The organism is Kribbella sp. NPDC050820 (assembly GCF_040653975.1).
Lineage (GTDB): Bacteria > Actinomycetota > Actinomycetes > Propionibacteriales > Kribbellaceae > Kribbella.
The window spans coordinates 30,213-55,909 of record NZ_JBFAHB010000038.1 but is presented as its reverse complement, the minus strand read 5'-3'; the positions used below and the strand labels follow the sequence as shown (position 1 = coordinate 55,909).

21 protein-coding genes are annotated in these 25,697 nt (G+C 70.2%); 13 read left to right on the top strand and 8 right to left on the bottom strand.

Annotation, left to right across the window (positions count from 1 at the left end; translation table 11 throughout):
- Window positions 1-2: 2 nt before the first annotated feature.
- Complete coding sequence (locus AB0H36_RS28185; protein ID WP_360529774.1) at window positions 3-521, bottom strand: hypothetical protein; 519 nt, start codon at window positions 519-521, stop codon at window positions 3-5.
- A gap of 195 nt (window positions 522-716) precedes the next feature.
- Between AB0H36_RS28185 and AB0H36_RS28180 the strand changes: the two genes are divergently transcribed.
- From AB0H36_RS28180 to AB0H36_RS28170, 3 genes are read left to right on the top strand one after another with little or no spacing between them, the layout of a single operon-like run.
- Complete coding sequence (locus AB0H36_RS28180) at window positions 717-1,880, top strand: AI-2E family transporter (protein WP_360529771.1); 1,164 nt, start codon at window positions 717-719, stop codon at window positions 1,878-1,880.
- A 10-nt stretch (window positions 1,881-1,890) separates the two neighbouring features.
- Window positions 1,891-2,499 carry a hypothetical protein gene (locus AB0H36_RS28175; RefSeq protein WP_360529768.1) on the top strand — a complete coding sequence of 203 codons (609 nt, stop codon included), beginning with the start codon at window positions 1,891-1,893 and terminating at the stop codon, window positions 2,497-2,499.
- Window positions 2,496-3,788, top strand: a complete 1,293-nt coding sequence (locus tag AB0H36_RS28170; RefSeq protein WP_360529765.1) for a cation:proton antiporter — start codon at window positions 2,496-2,498, stop codon at window positions 3,786-3,788. The genes AB0H36_RS28175 and AB0H36_RS28170 overlap by 4 nt, the downstream gene beginning before the upstream one ends.
- Here AB0H36_RS28170 and AB0H36_RS28165 read toward each other — a convergent pair.
- Genes AB0H36_RS28165 through AB0H36_RS28155 form a run of 3 tightly spaced genes read right to left on the bottom strand, consistent with a single transcriptional unit; the run spans window position 3,741 to window position 5,893 of the window.
- Complete coding sequence (locus AB0H36_RS28165) at window positions 3,741-4,367, bottom strand: phosphatase PAP2 family protein (RefSeq protein ID WP_360529762.1); 627 nt, start codon at window positions 4,365-4,367, stop codon at window positions 3,741-3,743. The genes AB0H36_RS28170 and AB0H36_RS28165 overlap by 48 nt on opposite strands.
- Window positions 4,364-4,582 (bottom strand): amphi-Trp domain-containing protein, encoded by a 219-nt coding sequence (locus AB0H36_RS28160; RefSeq protein WP_360529759.1) that lies wholly within the window; start codon window positions 4,580-4,582, stop codon window positions 4,364-4,366. Before AB0H36_RS28160 ends, AB0H36_RS28165 begins: the two co-directional genes overlap by 4 nt.
- 30 nt (window positions 4,583-4,612) lie before the next feature.
- Window positions 4,613-5,893 carry a diacylglycerol kinase family protein gene (locus AB0H36_RS28155; RefSeq protein ID WP_360529756.1) on the bottom strand — a complete coding sequence of 427 codons (1,281 nt, stop codon included), beginning with the start codon at window positions 5,891-5,893 and terminating at the stop codon, window positions 4,613-4,615.
- A gap of 204 nt (window positions 5,894-6,097) precedes the next feature.
- On the opposite strand from AB0H36_RS28155, the gene AB0H36_RS28150 reads away from it, so the two are divergent.
- The 4 genes from AB0H36_RS28150 to sulP are packed head-to-tail and all read left to right on the top strand — an operon-like array spanning window position 6,098 to window position 13,202.
- On the top strand, window positions 6,098-7,612 hold the full coding sequence (locus tag AB0H36_RS28150) for a DUF2252 domain-containing protein (protein WP_360529753.1): 1,515 nt from the start codon (window positions 6,098-6,100) through the stop codon (window positions 7,610-7,612).
- Between the two features lie 23 nt (window positions 7,613-7,635).
- The gene (locus AB0H36_RS28145) at window positions 7,636-10,473 is read left to right on the top strand and encodes a cation-translocating P-type ATPase (RefSeq protein WP_360529750.1); all 2,838 of its coding nucleotides are present in this window, start codon (window positions 7,636-7,638) and stop codon (window positions 10,471-10,473) included.
- Entirely contained in the window at window positions 10,470-11,399 is a 930-nt protein-coding gene (locus tag AB0H36_RS28140) for a polyphosphate kinase 2 family protein (RefSeq protein WP_360529747.1), read from the top strand. The genes AB0H36_RS28145 and AB0H36_RS28140 overlap by 4 nt, the downstream gene beginning before the upstream one ends.
- A 45-nt stretch (window positions 11,400-11,444) precedes the next feature.
- Window positions 11,445-13,202 (top strand): sulfate permease, encoded by a 1,758-nt coding sequence (gene sulP / locus AB0H36_RS28135; protein ID WP_360529744.1) that lies wholly within the window; start codon window positions 11,445-11,447, stop codon window positions 13,200-13,202.
- A gap of 11 nt (window positions 13,203-13,213) precedes the next feature.
- Here sulP and AB0H36_RS28130 read toward each other — a convergent pair whose 3' ends face one another.
- Window positions 13,214-13,714: a hypothetical protein gene (locus AB0H36_RS28130; protein WP_360529741.1), complete on the bottom strand. Its 501-nt coding sequence runs from the start codon at window positions 13,712-13,714 to the stop codon at window positions 13,214-13,216.
- A 168-nt stretch (window positions 13,715-13,882) separates the two neighbouring features.
- On the opposite strand from AB0H36_RS28130, the gene AB0H36_RS28125 reads away from it, so the two are divergent.
- From AB0H36_RS28125 to AB0H36_RS28105, 5 genes are all read left to right on the top strand, one after another.
- The gene (locus tag AB0H36_RS28125; RefSeq protein ID WP_360529738.1) at window positions 13,883-14,182 is read left to right on the top strand and encodes a hypothetical protein; all 300 of its coding nucleotides are present in this window, start codon (window positions 13,883-13,885) and stop codon (window positions 14,180-14,182) included.
- A 90-nt stretch (window positions 14,183-14,272) separates the two neighbouring features.
- Window positions 14,273-15,577, top strand: coding sequence for a hypothetical protein (locus tag AB0H36_RS28120; protein WP_360529735.1), 1,305 nt, complete (start codon window positions 14,273-14,275; stop codon window positions 15,575-15,577).
- A gap of 9 nt (window positions 15,578-15,586) precedes the next feature.
- Entirely contained in the window at window positions 15,587-16,411 is an 825-nt protein-coding gene (locus AB0H36_RS28115) for a hypothetical protein (protein WP_360529732.1), read from the top strand.
- A complete protein-coding gene (locus tag AB0H36_RS28110) occupies window positions 16,386-17,045 on the top strand; it encodes a hypothetical protein (protein WP_360529729.1) in 660 nt (219 codons plus the stop codon). Before AB0H36_RS28115 ends, AB0H36_RS28110 begins: the two co-directional genes overlap by 26 nt.
- Window positions 17,046-17,087: 42 nt before the next feature.
- Window positions 17,088-18,749: a SulP family inorganic anion transporter gene (locus tag AB0H36_RS28105; RefSeq protein WP_360529726.1), complete on the top strand. Its 1,662-nt coding sequence runs from the start codon at window positions 17,088-17,090 to the stop codon at window positions 18,747-18,749.
- Window positions 18,750-18,760: 11 nt separating this feature from the next.
- Here the strand turns inward: AB0H36_RS28105 and AB0H36_RS28100 are convergent, their stop codons facing one another.
- On the bottom strand, window positions 18,761-21,394 hold the full coding sequence (locus tag AB0H36_RS28100) for a LuxR C-terminal-related transcriptional regulator (protein WP_360529723.1): 2,634 nt from the start codon (window positions 21,392-21,394) through the stop codon (window positions 18,761-18,763).
- Window positions 21,395-21,779: 385 nt separating this feature from the next.
- Between AB0H36_RS28100 and AB0H36_RS28095 the strand changes: the two genes are divergently transcribed.
- Window positions 21,780-24,386: a LuxR C-terminal-related transcriptional regulator gene (locus AB0H36_RS28095; RefSeq protein WP_360529720.1), complete on the top strand. Its 2,607-nt coding sequence runs from the start codon at window positions 21,780-21,782 to the stop codon at window positions 24,384-24,386.
- 11 nt (window positions 24,387-24,397) lie between these two features.
- Here AB0H36_RS28095 and AB0H36_RS28090 read toward each other — a convergent pair whose 3' ends face one another.
- Both AB0H36_RS28090 and AB0H36_RS28085 read right to left on the bottom strand, forming a co-directional pair.
- Entirely contained in the window at window positions 24,398-25,072 is a 675-nt protein-coding gene (locus AB0H36_RS28090; RefSeq protein WP_360529717.1) for a hypothetical protein, read from the bottom strand.
- A gap of 108 nt (window positions 25,073-25,180) precedes the next feature.
- Window positions 25,181-25,642, bottom strand: coding sequence for an ATP-binding protein (locus AB0H36_RS28085; protein ID WP_360529714.1), 462 nt, complete (start codon window positions 25,640-25,642; stop codon window positions 25,181-25,183).
- Between the last annotated feature and the right edge of the window lie 55 nt (window positions 25,643-25,697).

The window sequence follows — 25,697 nt, the reverse complement described above, 5'->3', positions numbered from 1 at the left end:
TCTCAGTGCGTCAAGGCGGCCTTCAGCAGGACGATCACCATGCCCAGCACCAGGTTGACCACCCCCGCGGCGATCAGGCGGCTCAAGGTGGCGCCTGCTCTGGAGGCGACGTACAGCGCCCAACCCAGCTGAGATCCGACTGCCACCGCGAGCGCCAGCCAGGCGGCGCCGGCGTCCGACAGCCCGAGCAGCGCGCCGACGGCAACCGCGGCCGCGGGTGGTACGGCGGCCTGCACGATCGGCCACTCCCGCCTGGCAGCGACGCGGAACTCCTTCGCGGACATGAGTGCCCGGCTCGATCGTTCGCCGACCAGGTGCGCGTAGACATGGGCCAGCCAGAACACCACGCCGGTTGCCAGCAACAGGACAACCAGCTCCGCAGGGTCTGGAGGCTCTTGCCCGGGACCGGTACCGGCCACCACCGACGCCGCGAGCAGGGACCCGTAGATCGCCCCGGCGTAGTCGGACGGCTGCCGATCCTGGCTCGCTCTGGCCGTACCGGCCGGCGACCCGTCACCCATCCGGCCTCCTTCACAGGGTGCTCCACGTCACGGGGGCAGCGTCTCGCAGCGACGTCCGGCGCCGCCTCACCCCGACCGGATGACCCAGCCGCAACGGCAGGGCCGGCCGAGGATCATCCGGCGTGGGTGATGCTGCCCAGACCGATCTGAGTGATGTTCGAGGCCCGGGTGAGTCGGCGAGAGGGGGTTGCGACGATGTCCGCAGGCTCCACGGAGTCGCCTGACGGCCGGGTCCCGGCAACAGATTCGGCGGTTGCCTCCTGGGCGCTTCCGCGCGGGGTGGTCGTCCTGCTCGGGACGTCGGGCGCGGTCCTGACCGCCGCCGGCCTGCGCGGGTTCTCCGACATCGCCGGGCCGGTCTTCCTCGCTCTGGTGCTGACGATCGCGGTGAGCCCGCTGCGCCGGCTCCTGGTCCGGCGTGGCGTCAAGGGATGGATCGCCGCGCTGATCTCGCTGGTGACCGTGTACGTCTTCCTGCTCGGAATGGCAGGCGCGCTGGCCTACTCGGTGGCCAAGCTGGCGACTCTGCTGCCGACCTACCAGGACCAGTTCGCCGAACTGGTCGACGACGCGCGCAGCTGGCTGGCCGGCCTCGGCGTGGGCACCGAGCAACTCCAGGCCGCGCTGCAGGGGATCGACCTCAGTCAGTTCTTCGATGTCCTGCAAGGCTGGCTGAGCGGACTCCTCGGGGTCGTGTCGAGCCTGGGGCTCGTCGTCGTCGTGCTGTTCTTCATGTGCATCGACGCAGCCCCGTTCGCCAACCGGCTGGGTGAGGCGGCGGGGACGCGGCCGGACATCGCCGGCGCGCTGGCCGGCTTCGCCCGCAACACGACCCGCTACCTGATCGTCTCCACCGTCTTCGGGCTGATCGTCGCCGTGTTCGACGTCGGAATCCTCTACCTGCTGGACATCCCGCTGCCCTGGCTGTGGGGTCTGCTCGCCTTCATCACCAACTACATCCCCAACGTCGGGTTCTTCATCGGAGTGGTGCCGCCGGCGCTGCTGGGACTGCTCGACCAGGGTTGGGCGACGCTGGTGTGGGTGATCGTGGCCTACAGCATCATCAACTTCATCATCCAGTCGATCATCCAGCCGAAGATCGTCGGGGACGCGGTCGGGCTGTCCACGACGCTGACGTTCCTGTCCCTGATCGTCTGGGCGTGGATCCTCGGCCCGGTGGGCGCCGTACTGGCCATCCCGCTGTCGCTGCTGGTCAAGGCCCTGCTCCTGGACGCCGATCCGTCCACCCGCTGGCTCAGCGGCCTCATCTCCGGCGACCAACTGCCGGAGCACGCACCGGTCGCGGAGCCCGCAGAGGAAGTCCAGCCTGGCGAAGTCGCCGCGGAGCAAGCCGGATGAGGAGGTCCCCATGTGGCGATCGGTGTTGCTGAACGAGTTCCCGGACCACGACCTCCGGTCGTTGCACGGCCTACCCGGCACCTGGTCACCAGCCTCGCCCGCCCTCGATCCGTCCGACGGCACCGTGCTGGTCGCACCGGGTCGTGCTCTGCGCTACGTCCTCGACACACCGCTTCTGGACGTCGTCGGGATCAGCTGCCGGCTGCGGATCAAGCAGCCTGATCCAGCCGTTGCCTCGTCGCTGCGGATCCTTCGGCTCGGGAACTCGTTCGACCTGCGCCTCGAACCGCTGACGACCTTCCAGGCTCTGGTCCGGGTCCGGCTGCACCGGAGCCGGCACGACATCGGCCAGCTGCCGAATCCCACCACGCACTTCGTGGAACTGCGCTTCGACTGGCACACCAACGGAAAGACGTACCTGCGCGTGGACGGGCGACTCGTCGGCTACCACGACGCGTTGAGCCGCGGTTCCCGGCTCACCATCGAGGACGTCACCTTCGGCTCGGCCAGGTCGCTGCCCACTTGCCCTGACCAGCACTACGAGCTTGGCGATTTCTACGTCCGCGCGCTCAGCCCCCGGACCCGCTGGTCGCGGCGGCGCACGACTGCGCGCCAATGACCGAAGCCGCGTTCGCGGTACTCGCGCTCCTCGTCCTGGCGTGGGCCGTGACGTCGGACCTCCTGGCCAAGGCGAACATCACCGGTCCGCTGGTCTTCACCGTCGCCGGCTACGTGCTGGGCAACCAGGACTGGGGACCGCTCACGCTGCAGGTCGGCGCGCCGTCGGTCCACCTGACCGCGGAGCTGACCCTCGCGCTGTTGCTGTTCGCCGACGCGGCGCGGGTCAACATCTCCCGGCTGCGGCGAGACATTTACCTTCCCGCGCGCCTGCTGGGCATCGGGCTACCGCTCTCGGTGGTCCTCGGATCGCTCCTGGCGGCTTGGCTGTTCGACGATCTCACCTGGGCGCTGGCAGCTTTCGTGGGTGCCACGCTGGCCCCCACCGATGCTGCTCTCAGCGCACAGGTCATCAACGACCAGCGAATCCCGATGCGCCTGCGCCGCGCCCTGAACGTGGAGAGTGGGCTCAACGACGGCATCGTCACACCGGTCGTCACCTTCACGATCGCCGTCGCCGCCGGACAGCTCGGAGCTGCGCACGAGGACGGGACCGCCACCGACGGGGGTGGCGCTCTGCTGGAGCTGGCGGTCGGCGTCATCGTCGGCCTGGTGGCCGGCCTGGGAAGCGCCAAGCTCCTGACGATCGGTTCCCAACGGCACTGGGCCGGCACCGGCGCCGCGCGACTCGGCACGCTCGCCGCCGCACTCGGCAGCTTCGCTCTTGCGGGCGCCCTCAGCGGCAACGGATTCATCGCGGCGTTCCTGGCCGGCCTGGCCTTCCGGGCCGGGCTGGACGAGGAGGTGATCGACCCGGACGACGCCATCGAGCCACCGGAGCTCCTCGGTGAGATCCTGGCGTTCGCCGTCTGGTTCCTGTTCGGGGCCGCGCTGGTGCCGATCGCAGTCCACAACTTCGACGTGCCGCTGATCGCGTACGCCGTACTGAGCCTGACTGTGGTGCGGATGGCGCCGGTCGCGCTGTCGCTGATCGGGAAGGGACTGGACGTGCGCACGGTCGGCTTCGTGGGATGGTTCGGGCCGCGGGGACTCGCTTCGGTGGTGTTCGCACTGCTCGCGATCGAAGAGCTGGGTGAGACCGAGCTGGTGGAACGCGCGATCGCCGCGGTGTCTCTCACCGTGCTGCTGAGTGTGGTGCTGCACGGCATGTCGGCCGGGCCGCTCGGCAAGCGCTACGTCCGCCTCGAGCAAGCCGGCGACGACGCGGTCCCCGCCCCGCGATCACGACGCCCCGCGCACCGTCAGGTCGGTCGGCGGCCGGCGGCGTAGCGCCAGCCGCGCGGCCAGTCGCCCGGCCAGCACTCCGACTGTCGCACCGACCAGCACGTCACTCGGGTAATGCACTCCCGTGTAGACCCGGGAGAACGCGACGACCGAGGCAGCCACCCGCAGCGGCGGCCGGAGCCCGGGCAGGACGCCTCCGACCGCGACGGCGAAGGCCGCTGCGGAGGCGGAATGTCCGGACGGAAACGATCCGGACGTCGGCATCCGCACCCAGCGCCGGACCGGGACGCCGTGGAAGTGCCGATCGGGCCGGACACGTTCACGCGCCGCCTTCTTCATCGGCTGGTTCACCACCAGCGACGCGGCCCCGATCGCGGAGAGTCCCGCCACTGCAGCGCGCCGCCCCCGCGAGCCGCCGAACACCGTGAGGGCGCCGGCCACCAGAAACCACGGCTTGGAGAAGTCGGCGAAGTCGGACACCCGCCGCAGCGGCTCGTCCAGCACCGGCGTGGACATCCGCGCGACCGACCGGAACACCGCGTGGTCCAAGTCCTCGAGGAGGCTCAGCGTGCCGGTCTCGCCACGACGCCGGACGGCCCGTGAGCTCGGCCTCGGTGCCGTCACCACGTGAGCTCGACCTCGAGCTCGCTGCCGTCGTCCCCGAGCTCGAACTCGACCTTCAGGTGCACCTCGTCGGGTACGTGCACCGTGATCCGCAGGCCACCCCGCTCGAACTCGACATTGTTGTCCTTGGCAAGCATGTCGGCGAGCGCGTGCAGGCGCGCCGCGGCGGCCTCCCGGCTCATCGACTCCTTGGTCTCGACCTCGATCAGATCCATTGCGGGCCTCCCAGTGTCAACTCGCCAGTGTCAACTCGCCGGTTTCCGGTTCCGGCCGAGGGCGATGCGCACCAGTTCGGCCAGGCCGTCGCGCAGGCCTTCGGGAGCCGTCGCCGACGGCGACGCCCCCGGGTGCTGGTGCGCGATCCGCACCCGGAGAACTCCCGGCCGGATCCGGAACAGCAGCGGCGCGTCGAGAACGAGGGCCTCCCCGTCGACGCCTGCGGGTAGTGGCCGGTCGGCTTCGACCTCGAAGGTCGGAGCGGACCACTCGCGCCAGGGACGCTGAGCACGGCGTTCCTCGCCCTCGGTGGGCGAACCGAGGACAGTGATGCCGAGCAGGCCGTCGTCGATGCGCGGTCGGGTGCCGGAACCGACCGCGCGGCCGAGTCGGTAGCGGTTGTTGGAGACCAGCACAGCCGCACCGCCGCGATGGCCGTCGCCCCCAGGGCCGGTCCAACGCATGTCGAGCTGGCTGCCACCGGAGCCGAGCGCGTCCGGCACGGTGTCGAGCAGCGTCCGGAGCTTGGCCTCGCGGTACCCGCTGCGCTGGACGGCTTCTGCGTACAGGCCGAGCGACACGTTGTTGACGAACACCCGGCCGTTGACCTCGGCAAGGTCCACCAGCCGCTCGCCGCCGTCGACGAACGCGTCCAGAGCGCCGACGACGTCGTCCCGGTCGACTCCGAGATCGAGTGCGAAGTGGTTGCGGGTGCCGGCCGGCACACAGGCGTACGGCAGCGAGCGCTCGGCGGCGATCGCGGCGACGATCGCCTGCGAGCCGTCGCCGCCGGCCATCGCGAGTCCGTCGGCGCCCCGCTCGACCGCGCCGCGGACCAGGGTTTCGAGATCGTCGCCGGCCTTCAGCTCGATCGGCTCGATCCCGCGGTCCCGCGCTTCCTTGGCGAGCGCGAAGCGTTCGGCCTTCCCGCCGCCGGAGCGCGGGTTGTAGAACAGCACGGGATGCTGTGGCGCGGCCACACGCGGCAACTCCACCCGAGCGGTGAAGCTGGCTCGCGTCGCGGCCAGCGTCACCAGGAGCCCACCCAGGACGAGCAGATCGACGCCGAACTTCCCACCCACGGCAATCAGGATCACCGCCCCGGCCAGGGCCACACCCGCGATGTACAGCCCCGCCGTGCGGGCGACTCCTCTGCGCAGCACGCCGTACCAGGCCGCAACGGCGGCGATCACCACACAGGCCAGCACCCCGAGGCCGCGCGGAAACTCCCGGACGGCGACCACGGCGCCCAGCACAACAGTCGCCGCCCCCACCACCAGCGCCACAACTGCCGCAACCCGTCGCTTCATGGAACTCACCCCACACCCATCCGCTCCACTCGGACATCCCACACCCCGGATGAATCCGCCGCCACCGGCCGGGCGCCTGATCGTCCCTCAGGGGTGATGCGGCGGCCCGGGTTCTGCTGAATCGTCAGCGCCGTACGCGGTTCGCCGGGTGGGTACCCGGCTCGCCCGGCGAGTCGCGCCTGCGACGGAGAAAGGCGGCCGGTCATGTCGGCGAAGGTTCACCATTTGACGCTGGAGGAGCGCCGGGACCGCGGTCTCGAGGCTCGTACGCGAACGAAGCCGGACAGTCACGCAGGATGGCGGCCGGCCGCGGATCGGCCGGACCCGGTGGCACTCATCGAGGAGCAGAACCTCCGGCGCGACGCGGACCTGGTGCCGTTGCGGCACGGCCGGATGATGGTCTCGCCGTTCACGTTCTACCGGGGGGCCGCCAAGATCATGGCCGTCGACCTCGCCGAGACACCCACCTCCGGGCTCGAGGTCCAGCTGTGCGGGGACGCCCACCTGTCGAACTTCGGTGTCTACGGCTCCCCGGAGCGAACGCTGATCTTCGACATCAACGACTTCGACGAGACGCTTCCGGGCCCGTTCGAGTACGACGTCAAGCGGCTGGCGGCCAGTTTCACGGTGGCGGCGCAGAACAACGGCTGCTCGACGTCGGACACTCGTGCGATCACCAAGGCCTGCGTCACCTCCTACCGGGAGGCGATGGCCGAGTTCGCCGCGATGAAGACACTCGACGTGTGGTACGCCCACATCTCCGAGGAGCAGATCAAGCAGTCGGTGGAGGCCTTCCTCGCCGCCGGGGGTGCGGCCGGCGGCGACAAGGGCAAGGGCAAGGGGTCCAAGAAGGGCAAGCAAAAGGACACCGGCGCGGACGACGGTACGAGCGGGATGACGGCGAAGCAGGTGAAGGAGGCCCAGAAGCGCTTCGCGAAGAACGCTCTGAAGGCGCACTCCCGCAACAGCGAGCAGGCCCTGTCCAAGCTCAGCGAGGAGGTCGACGGACGCTACCGGATCGCCAGCGTTCCGCCAGTGGTCGTCCCCGCGCGCGACCTCCACGAGACCTACGGTCTGGAACCCGGGGCGCTCGAGGAAGTCGTCTTCGACGCGTTCCGGGACTACCGCTCCACTCTTCGGCTCGACCTCCGGCAACTGCTGGAGCGCTTCGAGGTCGTCGACTGGGCACGCAAGGTCGTCGGCGTCGGCAGCGTCGGCACCCGGGCGTTCATCGTCCTGCTGCAGGGCCGTGACCGCAGCGATCCGCTGTTCCTCCAGGTCAAGGAAGCCACGCAGTCGGTCCTCGAAGGACCGTTGCGCAAGAGCACGTTCAAGCAGCCGGGTGAGCGGGTGGTCCAGGGCCAGCGGTTGATGCAGGCCAGCAGCGACATCTTCCTGGGCTGGTCCAAGGGTGTCCAGGCGGACCGCTACTTCTACTGGCGCCAGCTGCGCGACATGAAGGGCTCGGCGCTCGTGGAGCTGATGGCTCCGGCGACGATGGCGTTCTACGCGCGCACCTGCGGATGGACCCTGGCCCGAGCCCACGCACGGTCCGGTGACCCGGTCTCCATCGCCGCCTACCTCGGTGACGACAGCGCCTTCGACACGGCGATCACCGACTTCTCCGAACGCTACGCGGCCCAGAACGACCAGGACTTCGCAGATTTCATCAAGGCCATCAGCTCGAACCGGATCGACGCCATCCAGCAGCAGGTCTGACGTCGGCGCGAGGGGAGACACGCGTGAGTGAGACCGGCACGGCCGGCACGACCGGCACGACTGGCATGGCAGCATCACCGGCGACCGGCGCCGGGAAAGCGCCGTACTCGCTCGCTGCCGAGGCGGTGGTCGCGGCGGTCGGCTCCGACACCGGCTCGGGACTTTCCGCGACCGAGGCGGCGGCCAGGCTCTCGTCGTACGGCCCGAACGAGATCCCCGCGGAGAAGCCGCCCTCGATCTGGGTGGTCGCCGCTCAGCAGCTGCGCGACCCGATGAACATCATGCTGATCGCCGTCGTCGTGGTCAGCCTGGTGATCGGGGAGCTCTCGACCGGCGTCATCGTCGCCCTGCTCATCCTGCTGAACGTCGGGCTCGGCACCCGCCAGGAACTGGCGGCCCGGGCGAGCGTCGACGCGCTCGCCACCTTGCAGGTGCCGCAGGCGCGGGTCGTCCGCGACGGCGAGGTCACGATGATCGAGGCCACCCAGGTGGTTCCGGGTGACATCGTCGAGGTCGAGGCGGGCGACATCGTGCCTGCCGACGGACGCATCGTCCGGTCCGCGACGCTGGAGGCGCAGGAGGCCGCGCTGACGGGGGAAAGCGCACCGATTGCCAAGGGCACCAGTGCGCTGGCCTCCCCCGACGTCGGTCTGGGCGACCAGACCAACATGCTGTTCCAGAACACCTCCGTGACCCGGGGCACCGGCGCGATCGTGGTCACCGCGACCGGGCTGCAGACGCAGATGGGGCGGATCGCGTCGATGCTCACCTCGGTGAAGCGCACCCGGTCGCCGCTGCAGCGCGAGCTCGACTCGCTCACGAAGGTTCTCGGGATCATCGCCTGGGGAGCGGTCGCGGTCATCGTCGTGGTCGGCCTGATCCGCGGGATGCCGGGCAAGGACCTGCTGCTGCTCGGCACCGCGATGGCCATCTCGGCCATGCCGACCGGCATGCCGGCATTCGTCTCCGGCCTGCTGTCACTCGGCGCCCGGCAGCTGGCCGACGCGAAAGCCGTGGTGAAGAACCTCACCGATGTCGAGACCCTCGGTGCGACGAGTGCGATCAACACCGACAAGACCGGCACGCTCACGTTGAACCAGATGATGGTCTCGACGCTGTACGCCGGCGGGACCTGGTTCACCGTGGACGGCGAGGGCTACCGCAAGAGCGGCGCGATCCGATCGGTGGCCGGCGTCCCGGTTCCCGACTTCACCCGTCTCGGACTCGGACTGGCGCTCGACAGCGACGCAGTGGTCGGCGACGACGGTTCGGTGATCGGCGACCCGACCGAGGCGGCGCTGGTCGTGCTCGCCGCGAAGCTCGGCATCGACGCGGAGGAGACCCGGCGCAACTACCCGCGGCTGGCGGAGGTTCCGTTCGACTCCGAGTACAAGTTCATGGCGACGTTCCACCGGGTGACCGTCGACGGCGCCGAGCACGTCATCGAACTGGTCAAGGGCGCCCCCGACGTCGTCGTCGCGCGCTGCAGCCAGGCGGGCGGACCGCTGAGCGGCTCGCAGGTTCCGATCGCGCAGTCGCGGCCCGGCATCGACGAGGCCAACACCCGGATGGGGCAGAAAGGCCTGCGGGTGCTCGCGTTCGCGGCCCGCCTGGTGACCGGCGACGAGCTCGACACGATGACCGGCGATCCGATGTCCCTGACCACCGGGCTGTCGTTCGTCGGGATGGCCGGCATCATCGACCCGCTGCGCGCGGAGGCCAAGGACGCGGTCCGTACGGCGCTCACCGCCGGCATCGACGTGCGCATGATCACCGGCGACCACGCGGTCACGGCGCAGGCGATCGGCGCGGACCTGGGCCTCGGCCCCGGCGCGATCGGCGGCCCGGAACTGCAGGCGCTCAGCGACGAGCAGCTGAAGCAGCGGTTGCCCGAGCTGCACGTGTTCGGACGGGTCACCCCCCAGGACAAGCTGCGGCTGGCCCGGGCCATGCAGGAGCAGGGCCTGATCGTCGCGATGACCGGTGACGCGGTCAACGACGCGGCAGCCCTCAAGCAGGCTGACATCGGGGTGGCGATGGGCAGCGGCAGCGAAGTGACCAAGCAGGCCGCGCGGATGGTGCTCACCGACGACAACTTCGGCACCCTCGTGCACGCCGTGGAGATCGGCCGGCGCGTCTACGACAAGGTCGTCTCGTACGTCCGGTACCAGATGACGCAGCTGCTGGGGCTGGTCCTGCTGTTCCTCGCCGCCACCGTGTTCGACATCAACGACGGGGTGGCGATGACTCCGTCGATGGTGCTTTTCCTGCTGTTCTTCGCCACTGCCGTCGGTGTCGTGGTGATCGCTGTCGACCCCGGTGATCCCGACGTCATGCACCGTCCGCCGCGCGACCCCGGGGTGCCGATCACGAACCGGAACGCCGTGATCAGGTGGGTCGGCTACGCGATCGTGCTCTTCCTGGCAGCGTTTGCGCCGTTGGTGGCGGGGCCGGACGAGCCGAGTACGACGCAGGGCACCGTGTCGATCACGATGACCTTCGTCGTGATGGGCCTGGGCACGACGTTCAACTCGGTGGTCAACCGGCGCGCCCCGGCCAGCGGCCTGACGCCACCGATCGTCAAAGCGCTGGCGATCGGCCTGATCCCCGTCGTACTGCTGTTCCTGGCGACCGAGCTCCGGGCCTTCCAGGGCGGGTTGCTCACTGTCGCGCTCAGCCCGCGCCAGTGGCTCACGTGCTTCGCCTTGGCCGCGCTGCTCCCGGTCGTCGTCGAGCTGGACAAACTGGTCACCCGCCGTGGGCAGCGGACCCCGGCGACGCTCAGCCCCGAAACCGCCCTTGCGCCGGCCCGCGCTCGGCACACACCGCCGGCGCCTGCAGAGGTAGGGAGCAGAGAATGACAACTCGCGAGCAGCGGATTGCCGATTTCATCGCGCCGTTCCGCGTCGAACCGGGGTCGAAGGTCAACCTGGCCAAGGACTTCGAGCCGGACTTCAAGGGCACGATCCAGTCCAAGAAGCGCGGCCGCAAACTGCTGGTCCAGGGCACCGAGCTGCTGTCGGAGTACCAGTCCCGGCTGTACGCCCAGCACACCCACGGTGTGCTGGTGGTCCTGCAGGCGCTCGACGCCGCCGGGAAGGACGGCACGATCCGCCACGTCATGACCGGGGTCAACCCACAGGGTGTGTCGGTGAACAGCTTCAAGGTCCCCTCCAGTGAGGAGCTCGACCACGACTACCTGTGGCGCTACGGGCAGCGGCTGCCGGCCCGCGGCGAGATCGGGATCTTCAACCGCTCGCACTACGAGGAGGTGCTCGTCGTCCGCGTGCACCCCGAGCTCCTCGACCGTCAGAAGCTTCCGCGCGGCACCCGCAAGGGCCTGTGGAAACGGCGTTACCACGAGATCAACGCGTGGGAGCGGACGCTCAGCGACAACGGCTTCAAGATCGTGAAGCTCTTCCTGAACCTGTCCCAGGAGGAGCAGCGGATCCGCTTCCTGCGGCGCATCGACCTGCGCGACCACAACTGGAAGTTCTCCGCGGCCGACATCCGGGAGCGCGAGTACTGGGACGCCTACCAGCGTGCGTTCTCGCAGATGCTGTCCAGGACCAGCACCGAGTGGGCGCCCTGGTACGTGATTCCCGCCGACCGCAAGTGGTACGCGCGGATCGCCGCGGCCGCGGTGCTCGCCAACACGCTGATCGAGCTCGATCCGCGCTACCCGAAGGTCAGCAAGGAAGCACGCGAGGCGCTGCAGGAGATCAAGGTCACCCTCGAGAAGCAGGCTCCCGAGGGGGCCGCGCCCGATCCGTTCGTGGCCGAGTAAGCCGGCGGGCTGATCACCATGGCCTCAGTCTCCGACCGACCGGACGTGAAACAGCCTTGGTGGCAGGAGTACGTGCCCGGCGTGGGAATGGCCAGGTCGTACCAGCGGACCTGGCTGCCGCGGGACGTCGTGGCCGGCCTGGTGCTCTCGGCACTGCTGGTGCCCCAAGGGATGGCGTACGCCGAACTGGCCGGCCTGCCACCGGTCACCGGGCTCTACACCTCGATCCTGTGTCTGCTCGGCTACGCGGTCTTCGGGCCGTCCCGGGTACTCGTGCTCGGTCCCGACTCGTCCCTCGGACCGATGATCGCGGCAACCATCGCGCCGCTCCTGCTCGCCAACGGCGATCCCGCTCGCGCCGTCGCGCTGGCGTCGATGCTGGCCGTGATGGTCGGTGTCGTGATGACGATCGCCGGAGTGGCCAAATTCGGGTTCGTGGCGGACCTGTTGTCGAAGCCGACCCAGATCGGCTACATGAACGGGCTCGCGCTGACCATCATCATCGGGCAACTGGACAAGCTCTTCGGCTTCTCCGTCGACGCCGAGGGACTGGTGGCCGAGACACGCGACTTCTTCACCGGACTCGCCGACGGCGCCGCCAACGCGACGGCCGCGATCCTCGGGATCGGTTCCCTGGCCGGCATCCTGCTGCTGAACCGGCTGCTGCCCAAACTGCCGAGCGTGCTCATCGTCGTCGTGCTGGCCGCCCTCCTGGTCAACGCGTTCGACCTGGAGGAGCGCGAGGTCGACACGGTCGGCGTGCTCCCACAGGGTTTTCCGCCCTTCACGATCCCCGCGGTCGGCTGGGGCGACCTGCCGCCGCTGTTCGTGGGGGCGCTCGCGATCGCCGTCGTCGCGCTCGCCGACACGATGTCCACGGCGTCGGCGTTCGCCGCGCGCAAGGGCGATCGGGTGCGCGGAAACCAGGAGATGGTCGGCATCGGCGCCGCCAACATCGCGGCCGGCTTCTTCCAGGGTTTCCCGGTCAGCACCAGCGGGTCCCGCACCGCCGTGGCCGAGCAGGCCGGATCCCGGTCCCAGGTGACCGGCATCGTCGGCGCCGGAATGATCACCGTGGTCCTGGTCTTCGCCACCTCACTGATGCAGTACGTGCCGCAACCGACACTGGGCGCGATCGTCATCGCCGCGGCGCTGTCGCTGGCCGACATCGCCGGGACGCGCCGGCTGTGGCACCAGCGCCGTACCGAGTTCGGGCTGTCCGTCATCGCGTTGCTCGGCGTGGCCCTGCTGGGCGTGCTGCCCGGCATTCTCATCGCCGTTGCCCTGTCCATCCTGAACGTCTTCCGCCGCGCCTGGTGGCCGCACGAGACCGAGCTCGGCCGGGTGGACGGAATCGCGGGCCTGCACGACACCGAGAGCTACCCCGACGCCCAACTGCTGCCCGGGCTGGTCGTCTACCGCTTCGACGCGCCGCTGATCTTCGCGAACGCGCGGATGTTCAGTGACAAGGTGCGGGAGATCGCCGAGGACCACCCCGACCTGCGCTGGATCATCGTGGCCGCCGAGCCGATCACCGACGTCGACACCACCGCCTCCGACATGCTGCAGGAGCTCGACTCCTGGCTGAACGCCCGCGGGGTGTCCCTGGTCTTCGCGGAGATGAAGGATCCGGTGCGCGCGAAGATCGAGCGGTACGAGCTCACCCGCACGATCGACCCGGCGCACTTCCTCCCGACGCTCGACGACGCCGTCGCGCAGTACATCCAGCAGACCGGCGCGAACTGGCGCGACCCACGGCCGAAGGCAGACGACGGGGGCTCCCGGCGGGGAGCCCCCGAGTAACCCTCCAGTCGTCAGCTCATCGGTGGGGCACCCTGCTGCTGCTGGGTGGCGGGCTTGGCTTCGTCCTCGTGGCCGTTCCAGGCCACGTCCACGCTGCTGCTGCCATGCCTGCCGAGCCGGTCGCGGACGTCGGACCACCGGGCAGTGAGCGCGTACAGCACGACGACGTCCAGCGCGAGCATCAGCAGCGACCAGACCGGGTACGCGCCGAGCGACAGGATCTGTAGTACGGCGTGCAGGCACACGACCACGATGCCCGTGATCCTGGCCCACGTCTGGCCCAGCAGCAGGCCGCCGCCGACGGCCAGCAGGATCAGGCCGAAGATCAGCAGGAACCAGCCCCAGCCGGTCACGTCCACCCAGATCAGGTTCTCCGGCGTGATCACCAACCGCTCGTCGTCGAACAGAGCAACGAGTCCTTGGAAGACGTTGACCAGTCCTGTTATGACGAGCATCACGCCGGCGAACACGACGAAGCCGGTCATTGCCGCCCCGCCCCGTTGCGCAGTCATCTTGGCATCTCCTCCCGTTGCTTCAACCGCCGCCGGAATCGGCGGCGGCTCCTGTCTGGATGCTTGCTCTCGCCGGCCATGCGCGCCTCACCCCGGCCGGATGATGCTCAGCGCCGGCGGCCGGGTCACGATGCAGGTCGACGATGGCCGGATTGCGGGAGGGTCGACATGGGGTGCTTCTTCGTCTTGCTGGCCGGGGTGTTCCCGCGGTTCGCGCTGTTCATCGTGTGGGTGGCGCGACCCAAGCTGGTCGACGCCGCGTTCGACTCGTGGATCTGGCCGCTGCTCGGGATCGTCTTCCTGCCCTTCGCGACGCTGATGTACGTCATCCTCTACACCGGCGGCGGCCTGTCCGGGTCCGACTGGTTCTGGGTGGCCTTCGCCGGCCTTCTCGACATCGTGCACTGGATCTCCGGCGGCCTGCAGCGCCGGCAGGCAGCCGGCTATCCCGGCGGTGTCCAGGTGTGAGCTCGGCGGCGGTTCATCCGCGTGGGGTGAGGCCCGGCTTGCGGGCGGAAGCGACGATCGACCTGCAGCCGGCAGGCGAGGAGGCGCAGCATGTCGAATCCTGACCCCACTCCGCCCGGTCCGGAGCGCAGCGTGCCGGGCCAAGCACCGGCGGCCGACAGGCCTTCACGGGGGCGCACGGCCGCGGTGGTCATCTGTGTGTTCCTGGCGGCGCTCCTGACGACACCCGCAGCCGTCGCGTACTGGGGACAACGCACCCTCAACGACACCACCCGCTACGTGAACACCGTCGGCCCGCTGGTGAACTCCCCTGAGGTGCAGGACGCCATCGCGACGAAGGTCACCACCGCGATCGAGGAGCAGGTCGACATCGAGGCGATGCTCAACGACGTGTTCGCCGGCGTGATCACCGACCGGCCCCGGCTCCAGCGACTGATCGGTCCCCTGTCTGCCGCGATCAACAGCCTGATCGACCGCCAGGTCCGCGAGTTCCTCGCCTCGGACGAGTTCGCCGACCTGTGGACCGCGGCCAACACCAGAGCCCAGCAGGCCTTCCAGCGCATCCTGGCCGGTGACCAGTCCGGAGCCGTCTCGCTGCAGGGCGATCAGATCGTCCTGGACGTCTCCGAAGTCATCGAGCGGGTCAAGCAACGCCTGGTCGACCGGGGACTCACGATCGTGCAGAACATCCCGGTCCCCGACATCGACAAGCAGATCGTGTTGATGGACGCACCGCAGCTGAAGCAGATCAAGACGATCTACGCGTTCGCGAACCCGCTGGCCCAGTGGCTGATCGTGGCAGTGGCCGGGCTGTATCTCATCGCGCTGGTGCTCGCCCGCAACCGTCCGCGAATGACGGTGGTCATCGGAGCGGCGCTGGCAGCGAACGCCCTGCTGATGGCGCTGGCGCTTGCCGTCGGGCGGCAACTGTTCATCGACGCCCTGGCCGGTACGACGTTCGGTCCGGCCAGCGCGGTGTTCTTCGACACTCTGCTCGCCTACCTCGAACGCGGTCGCCAGGTGTTCCTCTGGCTGGGCCTGATCCTCGTGGTCATCGGCTGGTACGCCGGTTCCAACCGGTACGGATCCGCCGTACGAAACACTGTCAGCGGCGGTCTGGAGAGTATCGGCGGCGCCGTGTCCGACAGCCCGGTCGGCGACGCGGGCCGATGGGTCGCGCCGAACGCCCGGTGGTTGCGCGTGGTGGCCGGTCTGCTCGGCGTCGTCGTACTGCTGTGGGGAAACGACGTCTCACTGTCGCGGCTTTTCTGGTCGCTCGTCCTCGTAGCCGGCCTGCTGGCCGTCGTGCAGGTTCTGGTCGGTGCAGGCAGGTCGACGGCCGGCTCCCGCCCGCTGCCGCCGGGAGAGGCAGCCGTCCCCGGGGCCGCGAAGTAGCCGGCCGGTATGAACCTCGTCTGGGCCGCGCTGATCGTCGTCCTCGCGGTCACGGTCACCGTCACGGCGATGCTGCTCGTGCGGAGGCGGGCGCCGGAGGGCAGCTACTTCAGCGACGGTGACCGCGCATCGGGCGTGTTCGGTGTGCTCGCAACCGGGTTCTCCGTGCTGCTCGGCTTCATCATCTTCTTGTCGTTCACGTCGTACGACCAGGCCCGGTCCGGCGCCGAGTCCGAGGCGACGATCGTGGCGCAACAGGTCCAGACTGCGCAGTTCCTGCCTGACCGCGCCGCAGCCGAGCTGACCGGCGAGCTGATCTGCTACGCGCGCTCGGTGGCCGGAACCGAGTGGGACGCCCTGAACCAGGGCACCCTCGGGAACTCGATCAACCCGTGGGGAGCGGAGCTGTTCCTGACCGTCTCGACCGTCGACCCGCAGACGGCCACCGAGCAGTCGGCCTACGACCGGTGGATGGACCAGACCGCCGACCGGGAACAGGCCCGGATCGACCGGGTGCACGGCGCCGAGGGGATCATCCCGACCCCCTTGTGGCTGGTCCTGGCGGTGATCTCCGTGGTGATCTTCGGCTACATGCTGTTCTTCGCCGACCGGGCCGAGCGCGCCGTGACGCAGGCCGTCCTGATGGGCAGCGTGACGACGGTCATCACTCTCCTGCTGTTCCTGCTGATCTTCTTCGACCATCCGCACGGCGACGGAGTGGGCCGCCTGCAACCCACGGCGATGGAGCGAACCGTCAGCGTGATCGGTGCCCAGCTCCAGGTGGCCGGGCTCGAGGTGTCGCCCCCGTGTGACGACGATGGCAACCGGCGCTGACGAGCGGACCGCAGGCGGCCGCAGCCTGCAGGAGGTGGTCGTCACCATCCTGCTGGTGATCGCTGCGCTGGGCACCTCGTGGAGCAGCTACCAGGCCACCCGGTGGAACGGCGAGCAGGCCAAGGCGGCCGGACGGACGAACACGATCAGGATCGAGGCCGCCAGGGCACAGGGGCTGGCCGAGGCCCAGACCCAGGTCGACGTCGCCACGTTCATCGCCTGGGCGGACGCGGACCGCCGCGGTGAGACCGATCTCGCCACCTTCTACGTGAATCGCTTCCGGCCGGAGTTCCGGACCGCGTTCGACGCCTGGGTGGCGACCCGGCCGGCGACGAATCCGGATGCGCCGCCGACTCCGTTCGCCATGAACCAGTACCACCTCGGGTCGCGGCAGGAAGCCGACCGGCTGGACGCGGCCGCCGCAGTCTCCACCGCCGAGGTGGGCCGGAACATCCAGCGGGCCAGCAACTACGTGCTCACCGTCGTCCTGTACGCCGTGGTGCTGTTCTTCGCCGGGATGAGCACCAAGATGGCCAACCGGCGCCTGCGCTGGGTCCTGACGGTGGCGGGCTGCGTCGTGCTCGCCGCCACCCTCACCTGGATCGCCACCTTCCCGATCAGCCTCGAGCTCTGATGCCAGGTGAGCGCACATCGCGTGCCCGGATGGCTTCGGTCGATGCGGCCGGAGCGCCGCGCGCTGCGCGCCGACGTGGTCGCCGGCCTGCCGGGCGCGATCAGCGGGGTGCCGGACGGTATGGCGGCCGCAGTACTCGTCGGCGTGAACCCGATCCACGGCCTGTACGCGAGTTTCGCCGGTCCGGTCGCCGGAGGACTGACGTCGAGCACCCGGCTGATGGTGATCACCACGACCACAGCGGCGGCGTTGGCGGCCGGTTCGGCGCTGGAGGACGTGGACCCGGCGGACCGGCCGGAGGCCCTGTTCCTGCTGACGATCCTGACCGGGGTGGTGATGATCCTGGCCGGTATCGCCAAGCTGGGACGGTACACACGGTTCGTCTCGCACTCCGTCATGACCGGTTTCCTGACCGGGATCTCGGTCAACATCTTCTTCGGCCAGATCCCCGACCTCACCGGGGTGCAGGCCAGCGGCGACTTCGCGCTGGCGAAGGCGGCGGACGTCATATTCCATCCGGCGCAGATCGACATCGCCTCGCTGCTGGCGGGTCTCGCGGCGCTCGGCATCCTCGTCGGCCTGTCCCGGACCCGGCTGGGAGCGGTGGGTGCCCTGATCGCGCTGGCGGTCCCGACGGCGGTCGTGATCATCGCGGGCGCCGACTCGGTGGCACGCGTCGAGGACATCGGCGAGATTCCGCGGGGCATCCCGGCGCCGCAACTGCCGGACCTCGGCAGCCTGTCGTTGCCGCTGGTCACCGGTGCGCTGGCCGTCGCGGCGATCGTCCTCGTGCAGGGCAGCGGGGTCGCCGAGGCCGCGCCCAATCACGACGGAACCGCCTCGAACCCCGACCGGGACTTCATCGCCCAGGGCGTCGGCAACCTCGCGGCCGGCTTCTTCCGCGGCCAGCCGGTGGGCGGTTCTGTCGGCCGGACGGCGCTGAACCAGGCCGTCGGCGGCCGCGGCAGGTGGGCGGCGATCTGTTCGGGACTGTGGATGGTCGTGATTCTGGCAGCGTTCTCCGACCTGATCGGAGCCGTCGCGATGCCGACCCTGGCGGCGGTCCTCATCTTCGCGGCCGCCGGTTCGCTCCGGCCGCGTGAGCTGATGACGATCCTGCGCACCGGACCGACGTCCCAGATCGCGATCATCGCGACCTTCCTCGCGACCCTGTTCCTCCCGGTCGCGACCGCCGTCGGGATCGGCGTGACGCTGTCGCTCGTGCTTCAGCTCAACCAGGGTGCGATGGACCTCAAGGTCGTCGAGCTGAAGCCCGCCGGCGACGGCCGCTGGACCGAGCATCCGGCCCCGGAGCACTTGCCGAGCCATCAGACGATCGTGCTCGACGTGTACGGCAGCCTCCTCTACGCGGGCTCCCGGACCCTGGCCACCCGGTTGCCTGATCCGGCCGGCGCCGAGGCGCCCGCTGTCGTTCTCCGGCTTCGCGGCCACACGTCCGTCGGCGCGACGTTCGTCAAGGTCGTGGCCGACTACGCCGCCGCCCTGCACGCGGTCGGCGGCCGCCTGTACCTCAGCGGCGTCGACCGCGGTCTTGCCGAGCTCCTGCGTCGTACCAACCGGGTGGAGGCGTCCGGGCCGGTCACCGTGTTCGAGGCCACCGAGCTGGTCGGGGAATCGACCGGGCAAGCGCTGCACGAAGCGGAGACCTGGGTGATCGGGCACCGCGGCGAGGACGCCGACTGAGCCGTCGCCGCTCAGCCGTTCAGGAGTCCCAGCGCACGAGCCCGGTGTACGGCGTCGCGCCGGCTGGCCACGCCGAGCTTCTGGAAGATCCGCTTGAGGTGCACTTTCACGGTGTTCACCGACACGAAGAGCTCCGCCGCGATCTCCGCGTTGGTCATCATCGTCGGCAGGTACCGCAGGACGGTCAGCTCCCGGTCCGTCAGCGGTTCGGCCGGCACATCGGCCAGTGCGCTGTGTGACCTGACCATGCCCAGGTCCGCGAGCAGCTCGTCCACGAAGCCGGAGGTATCGGGGTCCAGCTGCTCGACCTGGGTCAGCAGGCGCGGCATCCGCTCGGGGTCCATGACGAGGAACGGCCGTCGGACGCCCTCCCGACGGGCGATCTCCACCGCGCGGCCGAGGGCCTCGACGGCACGGTTGTTCGCGCGCAGGCTGTCGGCCGCCAGGGTCGTCAGCAGCCAGATCTCCACCGCGGCGGTGCGGTCGGTCGTCCGGTCACGCAGTGGGGCGAGGATCTCCTCGGTCCGCTGTGGCTCACCGCAGGCGAGGAATGCTTCGGCCAGGCAGGCCTGCTCACGGGCGAACGGCGGCTGCCTGTCCGTCGGCCTACCGAGCTTGGCGATCGCCGCCTTCGGGGCACCGGCGGCGAGCTCGATCTCGGCCTCGGTGATCGCCTGCCACCGTTCGATGAAGGTCGGGGGCCGCCACTGCCCGATCTCGTTCCGCACCCGCTCCATCTGCTCACGCGCCGCCTCCACGCGGCCGAGCGACGCGTGCAGGCGAGCCTGGGTCACGCCCACCGCGCACCCGGCGGCAAGGTCGAGAGTCGCAGCCTCCTTGGCCCGGAAGAGCAGGCTCTGCGCGTCGTCGACGTTGTTCCACTGCAGATTGATGATCGACAGCGCGAGGTATCCGGTGGCCGCCTGCGCCAGCGGTTCCCAACCCCGCGCGTCGACGAGCTCGACGGCCTTGGCGGCGTACCCGAAGCCCTGCCGCAGTCTGCCCGAGACCGCGGCGGCGAGTCCCAGGTGCGCCAGGATGTTGATCCGGGACGCTTCCAGCCTGGTCGCGGTCGCGAGCGCGAGTCCCTCCCGCAGGCGCGCCTCGGCCTCGTCGAAATTGCCGGACCACAACAGACCTGTCCCCAGGTTGCTCAGGGCGACGGCGCGGTACTGCTCGGCCGCCGGCAGCGAAGCGCCAGGCCCGGACGCCTCCTCGAGCGCCGCCGCCGAGGTCGCCAGCAGGGCGTCGATGTCGCCGCGGGAGCGCGTCACGGCCGCCGAGAACAGACGGATCGCGATGGAGGTGGCGATCCTCGACTCCGGGCTCGTGCTGTCCAGCTGCAGCTGCGCCCGGTCGAGATGCGGCTGCATGTCCTGGAAACGGCCGGCGTGCATCCGCAGCGCCGCGGCGCACACAGCCAGCTCCGGCCCTTCCGCAAGCCGGCCGACGGGGATGCGAGCCAGTTCGGCGGCGACCACGGAGCGTTCGGCCGAGACCATCAGCGGTGCGACCTGCGTGACGAACAGTCGGCCGAGCAACGACCAGTCGGCCGCCTCCGCAGTGTGCCGCAACGCCTCGACCGGCTGGTCGTTCGTCGCGAACCAGAGCGCGGCCCGCCGTTGCAGGTCGGGCAGGATCTCGGGCTCGGCGATCGTCAGCTGGTGCCGCAGCATCTCCCGGAGCAGCGGGTGGTACCGGTACCACTGCCGGTCCGAGCCGAGACCGACCACGAACGCGTTCGACCGCTCGAGCCGCTCCAGGAAGCGCTGGCCGCGAGGGTCGCCGGACAGCACCTGCGCGAGTCCGCCACTCAGCCGGTCGGCGACAGAGGTCCGCAGCAGGAACCGCCGGAGCTCGGGTGGCTGGCTCGCGAACACCTCATCGAGGAGGTAGTCGGTCACCGCCTGGTCGTCGCCGGCGAAGTCCGCGGGCGTCCGGCCTGGTTCACCGCCCTTGAGGAAGTACGCGGCCAGCCGCAGCCCGACCGGCCATCCCTCGGTGCGATCCACGAGCAGCCGGGCCCCGTCCCGATCGACCACGACACCGGCCCCGGCGAGCAGTGCCAACGCCTCGGGAACGTCGAAGGCGAGGTCGGTGGACCGGATCTCGGCCAGCTCGTCCTTGAGCTTGAGGCGGGGCAGCGGCAGCGCGGGATCCGCCCTGGTCAGCAGCACCAGCCGCAACTGCGGCGGCGGATGCCGCAGCACCTGGGCAACGGCGCCGAGGACCGCCGGTGCGTGCACGAGCTGGAAGTCGTCGAGTACGACGACGACCGGCTCCGGCAACTGCGTCAGCCCGGCCACCAGCCGGCGGAGATTCTCGTCCCCGGCGCCGAGACCCGGCGCGAGACCCGCCAGCGGGTTGCCGCGTGGGATCTCGGCGGCGCTGCGGATCGCGGCCACGAAGTAGGACCAGAACGAGCGCGGATGGTTGTCGCTCTCGTCGAGCGAGAGCCAGGCCACCGGCCGGTCGGCAGCCGCCGACGCAGCCCAGGATGCCGTCGCCAAGGTCTTTCCCCAGCCCGCGCCGGCGCTCACCACCGTCAACGGGCGACGGGTGCCGTCGTCCAGCAGGTCGGCGATCCGCGGGCGTTCGACGTACGTCGACGGGACGCGTGGCCGGGCCAGCTTCGTGGCCAGCAAATGGCGGTCCGACGCCTCGGAGGCACCGAAACGAGATGGCTCAGGTTCAGCAGGTGACATCTCCCCGACCCCTGTCGACCGCCGCTCCCCGGTTGCCGAAGTCCCGCGGCGCACGTTGGATGACGGCTACTGTGGTCGCCGGTCCTGAGCGCCCGGATTACATCGCCCCCGCGACGAGGTACTCAGCCTGTGTCGTTGCCCCCACGACCAGCCTCTCCGTCGGAAATGATACGCGAGATCGCCTTGGTATCACCCGCGTCGGGTGATGTCACCGGCCCGCGACCGGGTCACGGTATGGCTCATGGGGGGCGCCCACGCGAGGGAGCAGTCCGCGGCGGCCGGCAGTGACGGGTCCATCGATCCCGTCCTGGCGGTCAGGTTCGCTATGCCCAGACCTCCGCGGCGGTACGTCGAGCGCCCGAGACTGAGCAAACGTTTGGACTCCGGCGCCGAACTGCCGTTGACCTTGGTCAGCGCTCCGGCCGGCAGCGGGAAGACCGCGCTCGTCGCCGCCTGGGCGGCGCAGCGCGCAGCGGCCGGGCACAGCACGGCCTGGCTGACCTTCGAGGAACAGGATGTCCCCGCCGCGAGGTTCTGGCCGCAGGTGCTCGAGGCTCTCCGCCGGCAGGGCGTGGTCCTGCCGGGAGCACGGGACGACACCGCCGGCGCACACTCCCAGATGCTCACCGAACTGGCCACCGCGCTGGCCAAGCAGGCGGATCCGGTGACCCTCGTCCTGGACGGCTACGAGCTCGCGACCGCCGGGGACTCGAGCGGCATCGACTTCCTGCTGCGGCACAGCGACCAGCGCCTGCACGTCCTGATCCTGACCCGGGTCGACCCCGTGCTCCCGCTGCACCGGTATCGCCTGGCCGGCCTCGTCACCGAGGTACGGATGGCGGATCTCGCCTTCACCGAGGAGGAGACGGCGCGGCTGGTACAGCAGTCGGGCGTCAGCATCAGCAGCGACTCGATCGCCGCGCTGACCCGGCGAACCAGGGGCTGGGCGGTCGGTCTGCGCTTCGCGACCATGTGCCTGGAGTCCAGCGACGATCCGGATGCGGCCGTGACCCAGCTGGCCGGGGACAACGGCAACATCGCCGAGTACCTGACGGCCGAGGTGCTCCGGACCCAGTCCGCCAAGGTGCGGACACTGCTGCTGCGCACCAGTGTCGTGGATGTGCTCCAGCCCGGCCTGATCGAGGAGCTGGGCGGGCCTTCGGCCGGCCGCACCCTCGCGTCCCTCGCCGCCGGCAACGTCCTCGTCGAGCACCTGCCCGATCATCCCGGCTGGTACCGGTACCACCCGTTCCTGCGTGACCTGCTCCGCGCCGAGCTCGCGCACGAGTCGCCGCGGCTCCGGCGGCAGCTGCACAAGAAGGCCGGCGACTGGTACGCCCGGCAGGGACTCCTCGAGTCCGCCGTCGGCGTCGCCTCCGCGGCGGAGGCGTGGAGCGATGCGTCGGCGTACGTCGTCGAGCATCTGGCCATCGGCGAGGTCCTGCTGGGCAAGGACAGCGGCGGACTCGACCGCGACCTCAGGAAGATGCCGTCCGACATCGAGGATCCGGCCGCGGGTGTGGTCCGGGCCGCGCTGGCCCTGGCCGACCGCGACACCGCCCGCTGCGCCAACGAACTGGAGCGCGTCAGCGCATCGCTGGTCCCGGAGGCGGACAACGACCACACCGTCGAACTGGCGGCCGGCATCGTCCAGACCGTGCGCTCGTGCGTGGTCGACGACCCACGGACCGGGATGCTCGCCGATCGGGCCGAGCAGGAGCTGCTCAGACACCAGGAGAAGGTCGCGGCCCACCCCGAGCTCACCTTGCTGGTCCAGGCGATCAAGACGAGATGCCTCCTGTACGACGGCGAGATCGCCCGGGCGCGCGCCGCCCTGGCGGCAGCGGTGGGCGCAGCGACTCCGGGCTACGAGAGTCTGGCCGCGACATGCCTCGGCTACCTCGCGCTCATCGACTCCTACCAGGGCTCTCTCCGTGGCGCTTACGAGTGGGCCGCACAGTCGGCGGCGCTCGCCGAACGGGCGGGCCTGCCGGCCGACGGTCCGCCGCCGGCGGCCGAGATCGCCCTGGCCAGAGTGAGCATCGAACGCGACGACCTGAGAGCCGGCCAGGAGCATGTCAGGGCGGCGATGCGCTCGTACGACGCGTGCGACGAACCGGTCCTGCAGGCACAGTCCGCCATTGTGCAGGCGCGCCTGCTGCAGGCCCGCGGAGGGGTCGACGAGGCGCTCGCACTGGTCGAGGCAGCTGCTGATCACCCGGGCGTCAACGGCGGCTGGCCCACGCACCCACTGCAGATCGAAGCGGCCAGGCTGAAGGTCGTCCAGGGCGAGCCGGACGAGGCGGCGCGGCTGATCGAGGAACTGGGCGGCTGCGGCGACGCCATCGGCGCACTCGTGCTCGGTCAGGCCCAGCTGCAGCGGCGGAACTGGGCCGGCGTCGCCGCTTCAGTGTCGGCAATCCTTGCTCAAGGCAACGGAGCGCCGTTGCAGGCCACGGTGGGCGCGCGACTGCTGGAGGCCGCCCACGAGCTGCACAGGGCGCAGCCCGCACGGGCGAGGGCCGCGTTGAACCGCGCGCTGCAGCTGGCCGAGCCGGAGGAGCTGCGCCGGCCGTTCGTCGAGGCTCCTGCCGCCGTGCGGCAACTGCTCGCAGCCGGCACTGACCTGGCCGGCCGGAACGGCTGGCTCGGGTCGGCCATCGGTGACGGCCGCCGGACTCTCCCCGTCCGGAACGGCCCGGCGGGCGACCTGTCACACCTGGAGCCGCACATCGAGCCACTCACGGCGAAGGAGACCGAGGTGCTCGGTCACCTGTCCGAACTGCTGACCACCGAGGAGATCGCGCTGGAGATGTTCGTCTCGGTCAACACCGTCCGGACGCACATCCGCAACATCCTGCGCAAGCTGGCCGTCTCGCGGCGGAACGAGGCCGTACGACGGGCCCGTGCACTCAGCCTGATCCCGGCCTGACCCGGAACCGGTCAGTCGATCCGGCGCCGGTCCTGGTCGACGTACGGGAGTGGGTTGCCGGACGCCCGCGCACCCGATGCGAACCAGGCCGCGAGTCCGCCTGGCGATCGCCGGTGCAGCTCGTCGAGATACTGCTGCCGCTGCTCGACGACGGCCAGGCGTTCGGCGGCTGTCCGGGCGGCCTGCAGCAGAACGAAGCTCCGCCGCCAGGCCAGGCAAAGGGCCGCGTCGTCCATGACAGCGAGCGGAGGCGTCGGCTCGGCCGGGGCCTCGGCAGCAGGCTCGGGCTGGGGCTGGTTCGCGGCGGGCCGGGCCCGACGTGCGCGGACCGGTTTCGCCTGCTGTGCCGGCCGATCCTTCGCCGGGAGCCATCGTCCCCGGGCCCGCGAGACGACTGCGGGCGAGGTGCAGGCCAAGATCAGAACGATCAGGACGCCGGCGAACCCGAAGGCGGCCATCAGACCGATCGCGGCCGGCACCATCAGCCCGGCCGTCAGCCCGCACCGAGCGATTCCCCGCACCGCGTGCCACCCGTCGTCGTTCTCCGACCAGACGGCAGACGCAACCGCGGCCCCGGTCACGAGGCCGAGGATCGCGCACACGAACGCAGCCGCCACCCCCCACTGGGCGACCAGGCAGACGATCCCGGTCGCGGTGGCCAGGTAGAGACACCACGACCGAATCATCAGGCACCTCTTCCGTCGACGGCACCGAACACTCGCGCCGCACTCAGATGGTCGCCGCACCGGCACGCCGGCTGCCTCATCCCGTCCGGATGAACCAGTCGACGGTGGTCAGGCGGAGGTGGCCAGGGCGGCGGGGAGCTGGCGGCGGGAGCCCAAGCAGCGCGGACTCCCCCGCAGGGTCGCGTACGGCGAACACCATGGCGACCGCCTCGGCCAGCAGCCGCCGGGCCACGAACTCCAGAGTCTGAAGCGAAACCTGGTCCAGCCACTGGGCGTCGTCGACAACGACCAGCACCGGCCCGGCTCGCCGTCGATCACGGTGAGGAACGGCGCGCACAGCTGGTGCAGGCTCGCGTACGCCAACTCCATGTCGGCCTCGATGCCCTGCGTGCGCGTCACCGTGATGCCCGCAGCCTTCTCCGCGACATAGTCCAGCAGCACCGACTTGCCGATCCCGGCCTCGCCCCGGATCGCGCAGACCGCGGAGTCGCCGGCGCGCAGACCCGCCACCAAGTCGTCCAGTACCGCACACTCGCGACGCCGACCGACCAGGTTCGCGGATGGGCTCATCGGACTCCTCGCGCGGCTCGGGTGCGGGCATGCCTGACAGAACGGTATGCGCTCT

What these genes read in the sequence shown, in the direction of transcription:
- AB0H36_RS28155 (WP_360529756.1), bottom strand. Translation starts at nt 5,893, where the DNA reads ATGAAGCGACGGGTTGCGGCAGTTGTGGCGCTGGTGGTGGGGGCGGCG.
- AB0H36_RS28115 (WP_360529732.1), top strand. Translation starts at nt 15,587, where the DNA reads ATGAACCTCGTCTGGGCCGCGCTGATCGTCGTCCTCGCGGTCACGGTC.
- AB0H36_RS28170 (WP_360529765.1), top strand. Translation starts at nt 2,496, where the DNA reads ATGACCGAAGCCGCGTTCGCGGTACTCGCGCTCCTCGTCCTGGCGTGG.
- AB0H36_RS28105 (WP_360529726.1), top strand. Translation starts at nt 17,088, where the DNA reads ATGCGGCCGGAGCGCCGCGCGCTGCGCGCCGACGTGGTCGCCGGCCTG.
- AB0H36_RS28180 (WP_360529771.1), top strand. Translation starts at nt 717, where the DNA reads ATGTCCGCAGGCTCCACGGAGTCGCCTGACGGCCGGGTCCCGGCAACA.
- AB0H36_RS28175 (WP_360529768.1), top strand. Translation starts at nt 1,891, where the DNA reads ATGTGGCGATCGGTGTTGCTGAACGAGTTCCCGGACCACGACCTCCGG.
- AB0H36_RS28085 (WP_360529714.1), bottom strand. Translation starts at nt 25,642, where the DNA reads ATGAGCCCATCCGCGAACCTGGTCGGTCGGCGTCGCGAGTGTGCGGTA.
- AB0H36_RS28120 (WP_360529735.1), top strand. Translation starts at nt 14,273, where the DNA reads ATGTCGAATCCTGACCCCACTCCGCCCGGTCCGGAGCGCAGCGTGCCG.
- AB0H36_RS28150 (WP_360529753.1), top strand. Translation starts at nt 6,098, where the DNA reads ATGTCGGCGAAGGTTCACCATTTGACGCTGGAGGAGCGCCGGGACCGC.
- AB0H36_RS28125 (WP_360529738.1), top strand. Translation starts at nt 13,883, where the DNA reads ATGGGGTGCTTCTTCGTCTTGCTGGCCGGGGTGTTCCCGCGGTTCGCG.
- AB0H36_RS28160 (WP_360529759.1), bottom strand. Translation starts at nt 4,582, where the DNA reads ATGGATCTGATCGAGGTCGAGACCAAGGAGTCGATGAGCCGGGAGGCC.
- AB0H36_RS28095 (WP_360529720.1), top strand. Translation starts at nt 21,780, where the DNA reads ATGCCCAGACCTCCGCGGCGGTACGTCGAGCGCCCGAGACTGAGCAAA.
- AB0H36_RS28185 (WP_360529774.1), bottom strand. Translation starts at nt 521, where the DNA reads ATGGGTGACGGGTCGCCGGCCGGTACGGCCAGAGCGAGCCAGGATCGG.
- AB0H36_RS28090 (WP_360529717.1), bottom strand. Translation starts at nt 25,072, where the DNA reads ATGATTCGGTCGTGGTGTCTCTACCTGGCCACCGCGACCGGGATCGTC.
- AB0H36_RS28140 (WP_360529747.1), top strand. Translation starts at nt 10,470, where the DNA reads ATGACAACTCGCGAGCAGCGGATTGCCGATTTCATCGCGCCGTTCCGC.
- AB0H36_RS28130 (WP_360529741.1), bottom strand. Translation starts at nt 13,714, where the DNA reads ATGACTGCGCAACGGGGCGGGGCGGCAATGACCGGCTTCGTCGTGTTC.